Origin of the sequence: Phyllobacterium sp. SB3, from assembly GCF_040009165.1 — a bacterium.
Lineage (GTDB): Bacteria > Pseudomonadota > Alphaproteobacteria > Rhizobiales > Rhizobiaceae > Phyllobacterium.
The window spans coordinates 399755-415745 of record NZ_JBDYKI010000001.1 but is presented as its reverse complement, the minus strand read 5'-3'; the positions used below and the strand labels follow the sequence as shown (position 1 = coordinate 415745).

Annotated in this window: 15 protein-coding genes; 14 read left to right on the top strand and 1 reads right to left on the bottom strand. The window is 55.4% G+C overall.

Features of this window, described 5'->3' with window-relative positions:
- Window positions 1–19 precede the first annotated feature (19 nt).
- The 7 genes from ABKW30_RS02110 to ABKW30_RS02080 all read left to right on the top strand — a co-directional run bounded on the left by ABKW30_RS02110 (window position 20) and on the right by ABKW30_RS02080 (window position 6874).
- Window positions 20–1144, top strand: a complete 1125-nt coding sequence (locus tag ABKW30_RS02110; RefSeq protein WP_348596367.1) for an AAA family ATPase — start codon at window positions 20–22, stop codon at window positions 1142–1144.
- Window positions 1145–1251: 107 nt separating this feature from the next.
- Window positions 1252–1938 carry a DUF2268 domain-containing putative Zn-dependent protease gene (locus tag ABKW30_RS02105; RefSeq protein ID WP_348596366.1) on the top strand — a complete coding sequence of 229 codons (687 nt, stop codon included), beginning with the start codon at window positions 1252–1254 and terminating at the stop codon, window positions 1936–1938.
- Between the two features lie 179 nt (window positions 1939–2117).
- Entirely contained in the window at window positions 2118–3065 is a 948-nt protein-coding gene (locus ABKW30_RS02100) for an aliphatic sulfonate ABC transporter substrate-binding protein (protein WP_348596365.1), read from the top strand.
- 24 nt (window positions 3066–3089) lie between these two features.
- Entirely contained in the window at window positions 3090–4253 is a 1164-nt protein-coding gene (ssuD, locus tag ABKW30_RS02095) for an FMNH2-dependent alkanesulfonate monooxygenase (protein ID WP_348596364.1), read from the top strand.
- Entirely contained in the window at window positions 4250–5029 is a 780-nt protein-coding gene (locus tag ABKW30_RS02090; RefSeq protein WP_348596363.1) for an ABC transporter permease subunit, read from the top strand. The genes ssuD and ABKW30_RS02090 overlap by 4 nt, the downstream gene beginning before the upstream one ends.
- Before the next feature lie 10 nt (window positions 5030–5039).
- A complete protein-coding gene (locus ABKW30_RS02085) occupies window positions 5040–5846 on the top strand; it encodes an ATP-binding cassette domain-containing protein (protein WP_348596362.1) in 807 nt (268 codons plus the stop codon).
- 17 nt (window positions 5847–5863) lie between these two features.
- Window positions 5864–6874, top strand: coding sequence for an isopenicillin N synthase family oxygenase (locus ABKW30_RS02080; protein WP_348596361.1), 1011 nt, complete (start codon window positions 5864–5866; stop codon window positions 6872–6874).
- 56 nt (window positions 6875–6930) lie between these two features.
- On the opposite strand, the gene fsa is transcribed toward ABKW30_RS02080, so the two are convergent.
- Window positions 6931–7584: a fructose-6-phosphate aldolase gene (gene fsa / locus ABKW30_RS02075; RefSeq protein WP_115054346.1), complete on the bottom strand. Its 654-nt coding sequence runs from the start codon at window positions 7582–7584 to the stop codon at window positions 6931–6933.
- Window positions 7585–7690: 106 nt separating this feature from the next.
- Here fsa and ABKW30_RS02070 point away from each other — a divergent pair, with 106 nt between their 5' ends.
- The 7 genes from ABKW30_RS02070 to ABKW30_RS02040 all read left to right on the top strand — a co-directional run bounded on the left by ABKW30_RS02070 (window position 7691) and on the right by ABKW30_RS02040 (window position 15909).
- The gene (locus ABKW30_RS02070; protein ID WP_348596360.1) at window positions 7691–9874 is read left to right on the top strand and encodes a primosomal protein N'; all 2184 of its coding nucleotides are present in this window, start codon (window positions 7691–7693) and stop codon (window positions 9872–9874) included.
- Between the two features lie 184 nt (window positions 9875–10058).
- A complete protein-coding gene (locus ABKW30_RS02065) occupies window positions 10059–10448 on the top strand; it encodes a DUF4345 family protein (RefSeq protein WP_348596359.1) in 390 nt (129 codons plus the stop codon).
- A 245-nt stretch (window positions 10449–10693) separates the two neighbouring features.
- On the top strand, window positions 10694–11254 hold the full coding sequence (locus ABKW30_RS02060) for a F0F1 ATP synthase subunit delta (protein ID WP_008121995.1): 561 nt from the start codon (window positions 10694–10696) through the stop codon (window positions 11252–11254).
- Window positions 11254–12783, top strand: a complete 1530-nt coding sequence (atpA, locus tag ABKW30_RS02055) for a F0F1 ATP synthase subunit alpha (protein ID WP_348596358.1) — start codon at window positions 11254–11256, stop codon at window positions 12781–12783. The genes ABKW30_RS02060 and atpA overlap by 1 nt, the downstream gene beginning before the upstream one ends.
- 18 nt (window positions 12784–12801) lie before the next feature.
- The gene (locus ABKW30_RS02050) at window positions 12802–13680 is read left to right on the top strand and encodes a F0F1 ATP synthase subunit gamma (protein ID WP_348596357.1); all 879 of its coding nucleotides are present in this window, start codon (window positions 12802–12804) and stop codon (window positions 13678–13680) included.
- Window positions 13681–13698: 18 nt separating this feature from the next.
- On the top strand, window positions 13699–15369 hold the full coding sequence (gene atpD, locus ABKW30_RS02045; RefSeq protein ID WP_348596356.1) for a F0F1 ATP synthase subunit beta: 1671 nt from the start codon (window positions 13699–13701) through the stop codon (window positions 15367–15369).
- Between the two features lie 132 nt (window positions 15370–15501).
- Window positions 15502–15909, top strand: a complete 408-nt coding sequence (locus ABKW30_RS02040) for a F0F1 ATP synthase subunit epsilon (RefSeq protein WP_115054341.1) — start codon at window positions 15502–15504, stop codon at window positions 15907–15909.
- The last annotated feature ends 82 nt before the right edge of the window (window positions 15910–15991 follow it).

Here is a 15991-nt window from a genome sequence, read left to right as displayed (position 1 = left end):
TTGCGGGCGGAAGCAATTCATGCGCCTGACTTCACTCTTTGCGACCGGCTATCGGTCGCTTCGCTCCATACGCCTCGACATGGGCCAGCTTGCCCTGTTCGTTGGCGAAAACGGCGTTGGCAAGTCCAATCTCTACCGCTCCATGCAGTTGATAAAAGCCGCCGCTGGAGGCACGCTTTCCTATGAGATCGCTCGCGAAGGCGGAATGCAGTCGGCTCTATGGAGCGGGAAACGCAAATCCGGTCCTGTTCGTATGGGCTTCAATGCATGTTTTGAAGCCGACGATACGGCCATGCGTGCCGATTACAAGGTAGAGTTGGGCTTGCGCCCGCCAGCCGCGGCCGGTTTTGCTTTCGAACCCCAGATCAAGGAAGAGGGCCTGACGGTCAGCAATGGCGGTCGTCCAGTCGATATGATGGACCGCAAAGGCCCCGCAGTTTCAATCCGGGACGATGCGGGAAGACGCACGCAATATCCGCTCAAGCTTCTTGATTCAGAGACGGCGCTGGCAATCCTCGGTCTTTCGGGGCGCTATCCGGAAATAGGCGACCTGCGTGCCACTGTTCTCGGTTGGCGCTTCTATCACGGTTTTCGAACAGACAGGGATTCACCGATCCGCCAGCCAGCGCTGGCTATCACAGCGCCGATGCTCGATGAGGACGGACGCAATCTGGCGGCGGTCTTTGCGACTCTTGTTCACATTCGCGAGGATACAGTGGAACTTGACCGCTGTATCGCAGATGCCTTGGGCGGCGCCATTCTGGATGTGCCTGTTCCAGGAGAAACAGCAACCTTCGGACTGCGCCTGCCCGAGTTTCCGCAACGGGTTTTCCGGCCCGAGGAACTATCTGATGGACAAATAAGGTTTCTGGCATTGGCGGGCGCACTCATGTCGTATCGCCTGCCGGGGTTGATGGCATTGAACGAGCCCGAAACCAGCCTGCATCCTTCGATGCTGCCAGCGCTGGCCGAGATGATCGCACAGGCAGCAGAACGTACACAATTGTGGATCGTAACCCACTCACAAGTCCTCGCCGATGAGATAACGGCCAGAACGGGTGTGCGATCCATGGCAGTCGTCCGCAAGGACGGCGCGACTTCTATTGAAGGCTTGAAGCTGAGTGGAGGTTTCGAAGACGAGTGAAATTCGTTCAGGCTGCGGTCATTGCAAGGGCGTTTAGACTATAGTCAGGCTTGGCATATCCCATAAGCTGAGTACATTAGATTGGTGTTATCAACATTGATGCTGCGATGAAACTGAACCTGCATTTTCTTGAAGCGGAGGGATCACTTGATTCTTGGCATGCAATTCTTCGCACTCAAGCAAAAAGCGTTGCTGATCTCATTACGGCAACGGTGCCTCCCCGATTCATTTCTCGACCAGTGGATGTCCTCGTTCAATATTTACCGGAAGAAACTATTCCTGAACTTGGTATTGGCGGTTCCTGCTTCCGGCGTGGATTGGTAACGATCAACCTCGATCCAGCCAACACACTTTTTGAGAAGAGTTTGACCACAGGCAGATTTACGCAGACTTTAGCCCACGAGCTTCATCATTCCATGCGGCACGAGGCATGCGGTTACGGCTATTCTCTGGGCGAAGCATTCATCTCCGAGGGGCTGGCGGACAGCTTTGCCCAGAAGCTGTTCACTGGACTTGCCCCTGTATGGACTAATGCACTTGTGAATTGCGATTGGGCGGAGGTCATAAATCGGGCTGAACTTGAATTAGATCACGTTCACTATGATCATTCTGTCTGGTTTTTCGGGGCTGGTGAGCTACCTCGTTGGACTGGTTATACAATTGGCTACCATCTCGTGCAGCTCTACGGGCGACATTATCCCGACAAGGCCGAACACGGGATGATAGATGTTCCTCACTCAGACATCTTGCTGACCATGTGGGAAGCTCTAAAGATGGAACTTCAAAGTAATTGACGCACAAGTGAAACTGGCAGAGCCGTTTAACTTCTTCGGGTTGCGCCAGAAAATTAATCGCATTTATGCCTCTTCTATGAAATTTCTTTTCTCTATAAGAGCGGTCGAGTTACCTAACATAGGTCCAATTCCATATCGGGCGGAAGATTTACCGCAAGCCTGTGATGTTGAGAGGGACTATGACAAGACTGACACGCCGGGCTCTCGGGGCCTTATTCTTCGCCGCAGCTTTTATAGCGACAAGTTCATTCGCTGCGGAGCCGTTGCAGGAATTGAAGATTGGCTACCAGAAAACCGGGCTGCCTGTTGTGGCACGCCAGCAGAAGGTCATTGAGAAGGCTGTCGCACCCGCCACCGTCAAGTGGGTTGAATTCACTGCGGGGCCACCGCTGGTGGAGGCTCTCAATGTCGGCAGTATTGATGTTGGCTGGGTTGGTGATGCACCACCCATTTTCGGGCAGTCCGCAGGCTCTGCGATTGTTTATGTTGCAGCGCTTGCTTCAAACGGCGCGGGTGAAGCTGTCTTCGTCAAACCGGAATCGACAATACAGTCGCTGGCCGATCTGAAGGGCAAGAAGGTTGGTGTCGGCAAGGGTACCAGCGCGCATAATCTGCTGATTGCTGCCCTTGAAAAAGCCAAGCTCGGATATGATGAAATTACGCCTGTCTATTTGAGTCCAGCCGATGCGGCAGCAGCATTCGCCAGCGACAAGATCGATGCGTGGGCGGTTTGGGACCCGTTCTTTGCCATTGCGGAAACGCGCTACAAGCCTCGTATTCTTGCTCTGAGCAGTGAAGTTTTGAACGTAAAAACCTATTTCATTGCCAATCGCGATTTTGCGGCAGCACAGCCAGCTGCCGTGACAACGACAGTCAATGCCCTGGGTGAGGCTGCCAAGTGGGCCAATGCGAACAAGGACAAGGTTGCAGAAGCGCTGCATGAGGTAACCGGTGTTCCGCTCGATGCGCAAATCCTGGCAGCAAACCGTTCTGTTTTCAGTGTTGAGCCGATCACTCCGGAAATCATAGCTCACCAGCAGGAAACGGCAGACCGCTTCGCCAAGCTGAAACTCATTCCAAACGCGATCAAGATTTCCGATGCGGTTTGGACCGCACCGACGAATTGATCGGGACCTGACGGGACATATCCGATGACACTTTCCGGTAATAAGCCTCCACTGGATTTCTTCTGGTTCATCCCGACTCACGGTGATGGTAATTATCTGGGCTCTGAACAGCAGCAGCGCCCGCCGGAACACGACTATCTCCGTGAGATTGCGCAGGCGGTTGACCGGCTGGGATTTCCCGGTGTCCTGTTACCTACCGGGCAAAGCTGTGAGGATTCATGGATCACGGCCGCCGGACTTGCCACCCATACGGAACGGTTGAAATTTCTGGTCGCCTTGCGCCCCGGTGTTACCTCGCCAGTCTTCGCCGCGCGCCAGACAGCGGCTCTGGATCGCCTGAGCAAAGGGCGGTTGCTGCTGAATGTGGTGGTCGGCGGCAATCCGAAAGAACTCGCCGGTGATGGCGTTTTCCTGCCGCATGATCAGCGTTATGAACAGGCGGCGGAGTTTTTGAAAATCTGGCGCGATCTGGTTTCCGGTGAAACGGTGAACTTTGCCGGTGAGCATTACCGGGTCGACGGTGGAAGGCTCGATCTTCTGCCGACGCAGGAGCGGCCGCCGCTTTATTTCGGCGGCTCGTCTGATGCCGGACAGGACTTGGCTGCTGAACAGGTGGATATGTACCTGACATGGGGCGAGCCTGTTGCGCAGGTGGCTGAAAAGATCGAGCGTGCCCGTGCCAAGGCAGCATTGAAAGGCCGCAAGCTGCGTTTTGGTATTCGTCTGCATTTCATTGTGCGTGAAACCGAAGATGAGGCTTGGGCTGCGTCTGACCGCCTGATCAGCAAGATTACGGATGATCAGATCGAAGTCGCACAGGCCCGGTTCCTCAAGGAAATGGACTCTGTCGGCCAACGCCGCATGGCGGAACTGCATGGCGGACGCCGCGACAAGCTTGTTGTGGCGCCGAACCTTTGGGCCGGTGTGGGTCTGGTTCGCGGCGGGGCGGGCACGGCGCTCGTCGGCTCTCCGGAAAGTATTGCAGCACGTATCCGCGAATATCAGGAAATCGGGATCGATACGATTATCGGTTCTGGCTATCCGCATCTGGAAGAAGCATACCGCGTTGCAGAACTATTGTTTCCGGTGCTTGGTCTTGGCAATGCAAAACGCGCTCCACGCCGGACGCAGGAAAACGAGTTTGGAGTTGGTGCTCACAGTGTCCAGCGCTTGCAGGCTTCATCATGAGCAGGGCTCTCTCATCATTCGGTCGAAGCACTCTAGGTTGGCTTTTGCCTGCCTTGCTGCTGGCAGGATGGGAAGCAGCCTCACGAGCGGGGCTTATCCCGGCTAATGTCCTGCCTGCACCATCGGCGGTGGGCGAAGCATTCTGGAAACTGCTTCTATCGGGTGAGCTTATCGAGAATATCCGCATATCCACTTTGCGCGCGCTGAGTGGCTTTGCCGTTGGTGGCCTTATCGGGTTTTCACTTGGCCTTGCCAACGGGCTTTCGTCGCTTAGCCGCGAGCTTACCGACACGACATTGCAGATGATCCGCAATATTCCGCATCTGGCGCTGATACCCTTGGTCATTCTCTGGTTCGGCATTGATGAGGAAGCCAAGCTTTTTCTCGTCGCGCTGGGCGTGTTCTTTCCGATTTACGTGAACACATTGCTTGGCATACAGGGTGTCGATCCTCAACTGGTCGAGATGGGACGCATTTATGGCATGTCGAGACGCCAATTGTTCCTGCGGGTGATTTTACCGGGAGCACTACCCTCGATCTTCGTCGGGTTGCGTTATGCCCTCGGAATCATGTGGTTGACACTGATCGTTGCTGAAACAATCTCGGCGTCATCCGGACTTGGTTACATGGCGATGCAGGCACGCGAATTTCTGCTCATCGATGTCGTGGTTCTGTCGATCCTGATCTATGCCCTGCTTGGAAAGCTGGCCGATGCGCTTGCAAGGTTTCTCGAACGGCTATCCCTGCAATGGCACCCGGCCTATCAAACAGTTTGAAGGAACGAAGATGACCGCAGCAACTGTTACAGCACGCCGGGCCTTCACGGATACCTCTTTTATAGCCCCGGGCGAACAGGCTGAAGAAGCGCGAGGCACGCTTGCCTTTTCCTTTCGCAACGTAACCAAGCAGTTCAAGGACAAGCCGGTCCTGCAAGGCATCGACCTTGATGTGCAGGAAGGTCAGTTCGTTGCAATCATCGGCAAAAGCGGCTGTGGCAAGAGCACTTTGTTGCGGCTGCTGGCGGGGCTCGACAAGCCGACATCCGGTGAACTTATCTATGGTGCGGATGCCAAGGAACAAAAGCGCACGCGCATCATGTTTCAGGAGCCGCGGCTTTTGCCGTGGGCGCGGGTCATAGCAAATGTCGAAGTGGGGCTGACCGGGATCGAAAAGGGCGAAACTGCCCGGGTAAAAAGCCAGGAATTATTGACGGAGGTAGGACTTGCCGATCGTGGCGGGGAATGGCCTTCTGTTCTATCAGGAGGACAAAGGCAACGCGTGGCGTTGGCCCGGGCCTTGGTAGGACACCCTTCCATTTTGGCGCTGGACGAGCCGCTGGGCGCGCTGGATGCTTTGACGCGGATCGAGATGCAGCAATTGCTGGAACGCATCTGGATTGCCAAGAAGTTTACTGCCGTGCTGGTGACTCACGATGTCACCGAGGCCGTCGCGCTGGCAGACAGGGTTGTGGTGATCGATAGCGGCCGGATCGCTCTTGATTTGACCATCCCGGTGGAAAGGCCAAGGCGTCATGCTTCTCCGGAATTGGCCTTTTACGAACGCCAGATACTGGATAGACTTTATAACCGCTGAACTTTGGAGAATTCGCAATGACCGGATTGCCGGCGAACACAACCCTCCCGACACTTGATTTTTCGCGCTATCGTGATCCGGCGCAACGCGACAGTTTTTTCGAGGATTTGAGACATGCCGCGCGCGAGTTCGGCTTTTTCTATCTAAGCGGCCATGGCATTTCGGACGAATTGCAAAAACGGATTGTTGCAACCTCCAAAGAGTTTTTCGCGCTGCCCGAAAAGGAAAAGCTGGCGGTGGAGATGGTCAAGTCGCCGCATTTTCGAGGCTATACACGAGCTGGCGGCGAGCGCACCAAAGGTGAGGCGGACTGGCGCGAGCAGTTCGACATAGGGGCGGAGCGAGAGGCTATACGCCAGACGGAACGTTCTCCCTCGTGGTCTCGCCTGCAAGGTCCGAATCAATGGCCTGCCGGTTTGCCTGACCTCAAACTGACTACTCTAGAGTGGCAAAGCGAGTTGACCCGTGTTGCCATTGAGTTGTTGCAGGCATTTGCCTTGGCTCTTGGCCAGGACGAAGATGTTTTCAAACCGATCTATCAGGATGCACCCAACCAGCACTTGAAAATCATTCGCTATCCGGGCCGCGACGCAACCGGAAGCAGCCAAGGCGTTGGTGCCCACAAGGATAGCGGCTTCCTCACCCTGCTTTTGCAGGATGTGCAGGGTGGCTTGCAGGTCGAAAAAGATGGCGGCTGGATTGATGCCACGCCTGTGCCCGGAACATTCGTCATTAATATTGGCGAGATTCTGGAGCTGGCTTCGAATGGTTATCTCAAGGCAACTGTGCACCGGGTGGTGACACCTCCCTCGGGCAAAGATCGGCTTTCGGTAGCGTTTTTCTTCGGTGCGGACCTGAAGGCGAATGTGCCGGTTCTGTCATTGCCCGCTAATCTGGTGGCCGAGGCGGGCGGGGAAGATACCGATCCGGATAATCCCTTGTTCCGCGAAGTTGGCCGCAATTATCTCAAGGGCCGTTTGCGCTCGCACCCGGATGTGGCGCAGAGGCATCATTCGGATTTGCTCTAAACAAAAACGCCCGCTGGTCTAATCAGCGGGCGTTTTCATTTTATTGCCAGATCGGCTTAGGCGATGGACTGACCAGTCTTCGCCCAATCGGCCAAGAATGTCTCAAGGCCCTTATCGGTCAGCGGGTGCTTGACCAGTGCCTTCAGTGTTGCTGGTGGTGCAGTTACAACATCGGCACCGATGAGAGCTGCGCTTTTGACGTGATTGACCGTGCGGACAGAAGCCGCGAGAATTTCTGTCGGATAGTCGTAATTGTCATAGATGGTGCGGATTTCCGAAATCAGCTCCATGCCGTCAATCCCGATATCATCGATGCGGCCGATGAACGGCGAGATGAAGCTTGCACCGGCTTTGGCGGCGAGCAGTGCCTGATTGGCAGAGAAGCACAAGGTAACGTTGACGAGGTGACCGTCGGAACGAAGCGCCTTGCAGGCACGCAGGCCGTCAAGCGTCAGTGGCACCTTGATACAGATATTGTCGGCGATTTTGGCGAGAACCGCTGCTTCCTTCATCATCTGCTCATATTCCACGGCAGCAACTTCCGCTGAAACCGGACCCTTGACGATGCTGCAAATTTCCTTGGTGACTTCCAGGATGCTGCGGCCGGATTTGAGAATGAGTGAAGGGTTCGTCGTTACGCCATCGACCAGTCCAAGGTCGTTAAGCTCACGGATATCCTTTACATCGGCAGTATCGACAAAAAACTTCATCGGGGCATTCCTTCCTAATATGACAGCTGGTCTGAAACAGGAGATGGGATATATCTCCGGAAAGTGGCTTTTCTTTAGACCAAAGCCGCGTCAAGGTCACGCACATATGAGTGAAGATTCGTCCAGCCCGCAAAAAATAGTTCCGGTGCTCGTGCCAATGCCGGCTGAGCGGCCCTATAGCTATGCCGTGCCGGAAGGAATGGACGTAAAACCCGGTTCCATCGTGAGGGTGCCGCTTGGCCCACGGGAAGTCGCGGGTATTGTCACGAGCGATGTGACCAATGATGTCGCGGCCAAGAAGCTACGTCCCATTTCGCAGCTTTTTGATTGCCCGCCCGTCGATGGGGGCATGATGCGTTTCATGCGCTGGGCTGCCGATTATACGATCTCGCCGCCGGGGATGGTGGCGCGCATGGTGCTACGGGTTCCAGCGGCATTCGATCCGGAGCCGCATGTGCCTGGCTTGCGCTTTTCCGGCAAGGAGCCCGAGCGAATGACCGGCGCCCGCGCTCGCGTTCTCGAGCTTGCGGAAGATGGCATGGCGTGGACGCGGACAGGCCTTGCCCATGCTGCCGGTGTATCAGCAACGGTGATTGACGGGCTTCATACGGCCGGTGTTTTCGAGCAGGTGATGATCCCGCCGCGCCCGATCGTGGCTGCGCCTGATGTTGAATATGCAAAGGCGGTTCTCTCAGGCGATCAGGCTGATGCTGCAGCTCAATTAGTGGAAGCAGTATCGAATGAAGGATTTTCGGTTGCGTTGCTTGACGGTGTAACCGGCTCCGGCAAGACGGAGGTTTATTTCGAGGCCGTCGCCAAAGCGATCGAGCAGGGAAAGCAGGTACTGATCCTGCTGCCTGAAATCGCGCTGACCCAGCAATTTCTTGAACGGTTTCATGACCGGTTCGGGACCAAGCCGGCGGAGTGGCATTCGGATCTTGCGCCAAAAACCCGCGAGCGTGTCTGGCGGCAGGTCATGGAGGGACAGGTGCGGGTTGTGGCTGGAGCGCGCTCGGCCCTGTTTCTGCCGTTCAATGATCTGGGCCTGATCGTCGTCGATGAAGAACATGACGCTGCCTACAAGCAGGAAGACCGGGTATTTTACAATGCACGCGACATGGCCGTGGTGCGCGGACATATCGGCAATTTTCCGGTGATCCTTGCATCGGCGACGCCTTCGATTGAAAGTCAGGTCAATGCGATACAGGGTAAATATACCCGCATCCGCCTGACCGGCCGCTATGCCGAAGCGGCCATGCCCAATCTGCGCGCGATAGATATGCGGAAATCGCCGCCACGCCCCGGCGGATTTCTCTCGCCCGCACTTGTGGAAGCAGTGAACCAGACTCTGGAGCGCAAAGAGCAGTCGCTGCTTTTCCTCAACAGGCGCGGTTATGCACCTTTGACCCTTTGCAGGGTTTGCGGCCATCGCTTCCAGTGTCCCTGCTGCTCCAGCTGGCTGGTTGAGCACAGATTTCGCGGACAACTCGTCTGCCATCAATGCGGCCATCACGAACCGAAACCGGATGCCTGTCCTTCCTGCGGTACACTCGATCATCTGGTCGCATGCGGCCCGGGTGTGGAGCGCATTGCGGAAGAAGCCGAAAAGACCTTTCCGGAAGCGCGGATCATCGTGCTATCCTCCGACCTCATGGGTGTAAAGCGATTGCGGCTGGAACTTGATGCAATTGCACGGGGTGAGGCCGATATCGTGATCGGCACGCAGCTTGTGGCCAAGGGGCACAACTTCCCCAACATGACGTTGGTTGGCGTGGTTGATGCCGATCTTGGTCTGGCCAATGGCGATCCGCGTGCTGCAGAGCGCACTTTCCAATTGCTCAATCAGGTAACGGGGCGCGCTGGGCGAACCGGCAAGAAAAGCACCGGCCTTCTCCAGACTTATCAGCCGGATCATCCGGTCATGCGTGCCATTGTCTCCGGCGATGCCCAAGCTTTCTATGATAGGGAAATTGAAGAGCGCGAACGTTCCGGTCTCCCGCCGTTTGGAAGATTGGGCGCGTTGATCATTTCCGCCGCAACCCGCCCGGAGGCCGAGGGCCATGCGCGTGCTTTGCGCCGCGGCGCGCCAACGTCACAGCAGATCAATGTTCTTGGCCCGGCGGAAGCACCCTTGGCGCTGGTACGCGGTCGCCACCGTTTCCGGCTGCTTATTCACGGTACGCGCAAGGCGGATATTCAGGGCTTCATTCGCGCCATGCTTAGCGCAGGCCCAAAAGAGCGGGGATCAATAAGGGTGCAGGTTGATATCGATCCGCAAAGCTTCCTATAAACAAAAACTGCCATGACGGGCTGCAAATGGCGCTTTTCTGCACTCCGGTGCTCATGTACCCAAAAGTATATGCCGCTCCGTGGTTCAAAGTCACCATTTTCGCCACCCCATGACAAGTTTTGAGTCGGCGTTATAAAAGGACGCTATAAGTGTTGAATCAGCTGTTTGGGGGAAGGGGATTGAGATGGAACTTTACTGGCCGGCAAGTCAGGGGGAATGGATGGCCTGGTTGTCTGCGGCCATTACCGTGGCGTTCGGTATCATCCTGTTTTTTGCGCCGCGTATCGCCTTAAAGGTTTTGCGGCTTCAGACTGTACCTGCGCATCCGGAAGCGCTTGCGGCAGTTCGTGGCCCTCTTGCCGGATTTTATCTCGGGCTTGGCCTATCCGCTCTGATTTTCTCACAGCCCTTTTTGTGGATCGCGCTTGGCGTTTCCTGGGGACTCACGCTTTTTGGCCGCCTGATCTCCATGATGTCGGATCGCGGCAATACGATCTATAATTGGGTGATGGTCATTATCGAACTGGCGCTGGCGGCCGGTCCTTTGCTCTTTGCTTTCGGCTTTATCGCCTAGCGTAAAACGTCATTAGTGGAATGGCTTACTCATGATTATCCAGAGTTGAAGCAATTCTGATGCCCATTTTACGGGATTCCCGTGTTGCGAGTCCGGTATTCCTATGCTAGACGGCAATCAAATCTCGTCAGGGATGGCCTCCGGGTCATGTTCTGAGGTTAAAAAAATCAATAATGCCAAAGATTTGACCCGAAATTCGTTCAGGTCGCCCGATTTTTGGCCAAAACGCAGAGAGCTTGTCGTTCGTGGCAGAAACTTCGTCGCTCATTTCCGGTGTTGCCCAGCGCTATGCGGGTTCATTATTTGACCTCGCGCTGGAGGCAAAATCCGTCGCACAGGTAGAGAAAGATCTCGGCAGGTTCGAGGCTCTCATCGATGGCAGTCCCGAATTGAAGCGTCTGATCGTCAGCCCGGTTTTTTCTTCCGGTGATCAGGTAAAGGCGATTTCCGCCATCCTGACCAAGGCCAAGATTGGCGGTCTCGTCAATAATTTCCTGCGTCTCGTGGCGCAGAACCGGCGCCTTTTCTCGGTGCCTGCAATGATCCAGTCATTCCGCCAGATCGCTACCGCTCATCGCGGTGAGGTTTCGGCAGATGTTACTTCCGCGCATGCCTTGACAGCAGCGCAACAGACAGAATTGAAGGCCACGCTGAAAAGCGTCGCCGGCAAGGACGTGACAATCAATGTCACCATTGATCCGTCGATCCTTGGAGGTCTCATCGTCAAGTTGGGGTCCCGCCAGATCGACACTTCGCTTCGCACAAAACTTTCTTCGCTTAAGCTTGCACTGAAAGAGGTCGGCTGATGGACATCCGCGCCGCGGAAATTTCCGCAATCCTTAAAGATCAAATCAAGAATTTCGGCCAGGAGGCAGAAGTCTCCGAGGTTGGTCAGGTTCTGTCCGTCGGTGACGGTATTGCCCGCGTTTACGGTCTGGACAATGTTCAGGCCGGTGAAATGGTGGAGTTCCCTGACGGAACCCGCGGCATGGCCCTGAACCTTGAAAGCGACAATGTCGGTGTCGTTATTTTCGGTTCCGACCGCGACATTAAAGAAGGTGATACGGTCAAGCGCACAGGCGCCATCGTTGACGTTCCAGTCGGCAAGGAATTGCTTGGCCGCGTTGTGGATGCTCTTGGCAACCCAATCGACGGCAAGGGCCCGATCAAGGCAACCCAGCGCTCGCGCGTTGACGTCAAGGCTCCGGGCATTATCCCCCGCAAGTCTGTGCACGAGCCAATGTCGACAGGCCTCAAGGCTATCGATGCTCTGATCCCGGTCGGCCGTGGACAGCGCGAGCTGGTTATCGGCGATCGTCAGACCGGCAAGACAGCGATCATTCTCGACACGTTCCTTAACCAGAAGCCAGCACACGATGCCGGTGACGAGAACCAGAAGCTGTATTGCGTTTATGTCGCTATCGGCCAGAAGCGTTCGACTGTTGCCCAGTTCGTGAAGATCCTTGAAGAGCGCGGTGCGCTTGAATACTCGATCATCGTTGCGGCAACTGCGTCCGATCCAGCTCCTATGCAGTATCTGGCACCATTCGCCGGTTGTGCAATGGGCGAATATTTCCGTGATAACGGCATGCATGCTTTGATCGCTTATGACGATCTTTCCAAGCAGGCCGTTGCTTACCGCCAGATGTCCCTGCTGCTGCGCCGTCCTCCGGGCCGTGAAGCTTATCCTGGCGACGTTTTCTATCTGCATTCCCGTTTGCTGGAACGCTCTGCAAAGCTCAATGACGAAAATGGCGCCGGTTCGCTGACCGCCCTTCCAGTCATCGAGACACAGGCAAACGACGTATCTGCCTATATTCCAACCAACGTGATCTCGATCACCGATGGCCAGATCTTCCTCGAAACCAACCTGTTCTATCAGGGTATCCGCCCGGCTGTTAACGTCGGTCTTTCGGTTTCCCGCGTTGGTTCTGCTGCGCAGATCAAGGCGATGAAGCAGGTTGCCGGTTCGATCAAGGGTGAGCTTTCGCAGTATCGCGAAATGGCTGCCTTTGCCCAGTTCGGTTCCGATCTTGATGCCTCGACGCAGCGTCTGCTTAACCGCGGTGCACGTTTGACTGAACTCTTGAAGCAGCCACAGTTCTCGCCGCTCAAGACGGAAGAACAGGTTGCCGTGATTTTCGCTGGTGTTAACGGATATCTCGACAAGCTGGCCGTCAATCAGGTTGGCAAGTTCGAGCAGGGTCTGCTGACCTGGCTACGCACGGAACACAAAGATGTTCTGAGCACAATCGCCAAGGAAAAGCAGATCAGCGATGACACCAAGGGCAAGCTGAAGGCAGCAGTCGATGCCTTTGCCAAGTCTTTCGCTTAACACTGACGGGATGAACGGATGCCTTCGTTAAAGGATCTGAGAAACCGGATCGCCTCGGTCAAGGCGACGCAGAAAATCACCAAAGCGATGCAGATGGTCGCTGCGGCGAAGCTGCGTCGTGCACAGGAAGCTGCGGAAGCCGCACGCCCTTACTCGCAGCGCATGGCTGCAGTTCTGGCGAACATCGCTTCCAATGTGGATGGTGACGATGCGCCTGTACTGATGAGCGGAACCGGCAAGGACGACGTGCATCTGTTGATCGTGTGCACTTCCGAACGCGGTCTTTGCGGCGGCTTCAATTCACAGATTGCGCGTTTGGCCCGTGAACATACGCGTCGGCTGCTCGCAGATGGCAAGACAGTGAAAATCATCACCGTCGGCAAGAAGGGTGCGGATATTCTGCGCCGTGATCTTGGCAAGCTAATTATCGATCACGTCAATCTGCGCGAAGTAAAGCAGGTTGGGTTTACCAATGCTGACGAGATCGGTCACAAGATCATCGGACTTTACAATGAAGGCGCTTTCGATGTCGCCACATTGTTCTACTCCGAGTTCAAGTCTGTAATTTCGCAGATTCCGACTGCACAGCAGCTGATCCCGGCCAGCGCCATTGGCGATGCCGAGCCGGAAACAGCAGGTGATGCAGTTTATGAATATGAGCCGGATCCGGCTGCCATTCTCGGCGATTTGATCCCGCGCAATATTTCCGTCCAGGTTTTCCGCGCTCTCCTTGAAAACGCGGCATCGGAACAGGGTGCGCGCATGTCCGCCATGGACAATGCAACCCGTAACGCCGGTGACATGATCAACAAGCTGACAATGTCGTACAACCGCCAGCGTCAGGCCCAGATCACCAAAGAACTGATTGAAATCATTTCGGGCGCGGAAGCGCTCTAATCGCGAAGGTAAGGATCGATGGCAAAAGCAGCGACCCCGAAAACACCCGCAGCCGCAAAAGCAGCTGCACCAAAGGCAGCAGCTGCCAAGGCTGCTCCGGCAGCCAAGCCAGCAGCCGTAAAAGCGGCAGCTGTTAAAGCAGCGCCAAAAGCTGAAGCCAAGGCTGCACCTGCCGCCAAGGCGTCAGCACCGAAGGCAGCTGCGGCAAAGGCTCCAGCAGCGAAATCAGCCAAGGCATCTTCAACACCGAAGACTGCGCTGAAGGCAACCGGCGTTGTCGGGCGTGTCAGCCAGGTCATCGGCGCTGTTGTCGACGTGGCTTTCGATGGTGGTGTTCTGCCAAAGATTCTCAACGCTCTGGAAACCGACAACCTCGGCAACCGCCTTGTTCTGGAAGTTGCCCAGCATCTCGGTGAAAATACTGTTCGTACAATTGCCATGGACTCGACCGAAGGTCTGGTTCGCGGTCAGGTTGTTTACGATACAGGTTCGGCAATTCAGGTTCCGGTTGGACCGGAAACTCTCGGCCGCATCATGAACGTTATTGGTGAGCCGGTTGACGAAGCCGGCCCGATCAAGACGACATTGACCCGCGCGATCCATCAGCCAGCTCCCGAGTATGTCGAGCAGTCGACAGAAGCGCAGATTCTGGTAACGGGCATCAAGGTTATCGATCTTCTCGCGCCTTATGCACGCGGCGGTAAGATTGGTCTGTTCGGGGGTGCCGGCGTTGGCAAGACCGTTCTGATCATGGAATTGATCAACAACGTCGCCAAGGCGCATGGTGGTTACTCTGTATTTGCCGGTGTGGGTGAACGTACTCGCGAAGGCAACGATCTCTATCACGAAATGATCGAGTCCGGCGTGAACAAGGAAGGCGGCGGAGAAGGTTCCAAGGCTGCACTCGTTTACGGCCAGATGAACGAGCCACCAGGGGCCCGTGCCCGTGTTGCTCTGTCGGGTCTGACAGTTGCTGAACATTTCCGCGATGAAGGCCAGGACGTTCTGTTCTTCGTGGACAACATTTTCCGCTTCACGCAGGCTGGTTCGGAATTGTCGGCTCTGCTTGGCCGTATTCCTTCTGCTGTGGGTTATCAGCCAACGCTGGCAACCGACATGGGCCAGATGCAGGAACGCATCACCACGACCCACAAGGGTTCGATCACTTCGGTTCAGGCGATTTACGTGCCCGCCGACGATTTGACCGATCCGGCTCCTGCGACATCGTTCGCGCATCTTGATGCGACGACCAACTTGAACCGTGCGATTTCCGAGAAGGGTATTTACCCGGCTGTGGATCCGCTCGATTCAACATCGCGCATGCTTGACCCGCTGATCGTTGGTGAAGAGCACTACCAGATTGCCCGTCAGGTACAGTCAATTCTTCAGCGCTACAAGTCGCTGCAGGACATCATCGCCATTCTTGGCATGGACGAGCTTTCAGAAGAAGACAAGATCGCTGTGGCACGTGCCCGCAAGATCGAACGCTTCCTGTCGCAGCCGTTCTTCGTTGCTGAAATCTTCACCGGCTCGCCGGGCAAACTCGTTGATCTTGCTGACACCATCAAGGGCTTCAAGGGTCTTTGCAACGGTGACTACGATCACCTGCCGGAAGCAGCATTCTACATGGTTGGCTCGATCGATGAGGCAATCGAAAAGGCACAGCGTTTGGCAGCAGAAGCAGCCTAATTCCGGAAATGATGGCGGGCTACGGCCCGCCCTTTTCTGTCTAACTTGGCAATTTCTATTGGGAAACCTGTTCCCGCGTTTTGCAATTGCTTGAACTGATCAGGTCACGATCACAGGAATTGAGTGGATATCATGGCTGAAGCCTTCCAGTTTGAACTCGTCTCGCCAGAACGCCTGCTTCTCTCGGAGCAGGTCATTGAAGTCGTTGTTCCGGGCACGGAAGGTTACATGACTGTGCTGGCGCATCACGCTCCATTGATGGCAACGATCAAGCCGGGCGTTGTTACGGTAAAGACACCTGACGGCAAGCCAGACAGCTATGTTGTTTTCGGCGGCTTCGTTGATGTGACGCCAGATGGCTGCATTCTCCTCGCTGAATCGGCGGTACACGTCACCGATATAAAGGCTGATGAATTGCAGAACCGCATCAAGGACGCGAAGGAAGACTTCGAAGATGCGACAACGCGCGAAGAAAAGTCCCGCGCCGAAGATCTGCTAGGCCAGTTGACGACATTGCAGGAAGCCATCAAGGCCGCTTGAATATTCTTAACTGAACGACAATGATGAAGCGGGCTCTGCCCGCTTTTTTATTTTGGGTCTCAATCGGATTTATCTCACATGA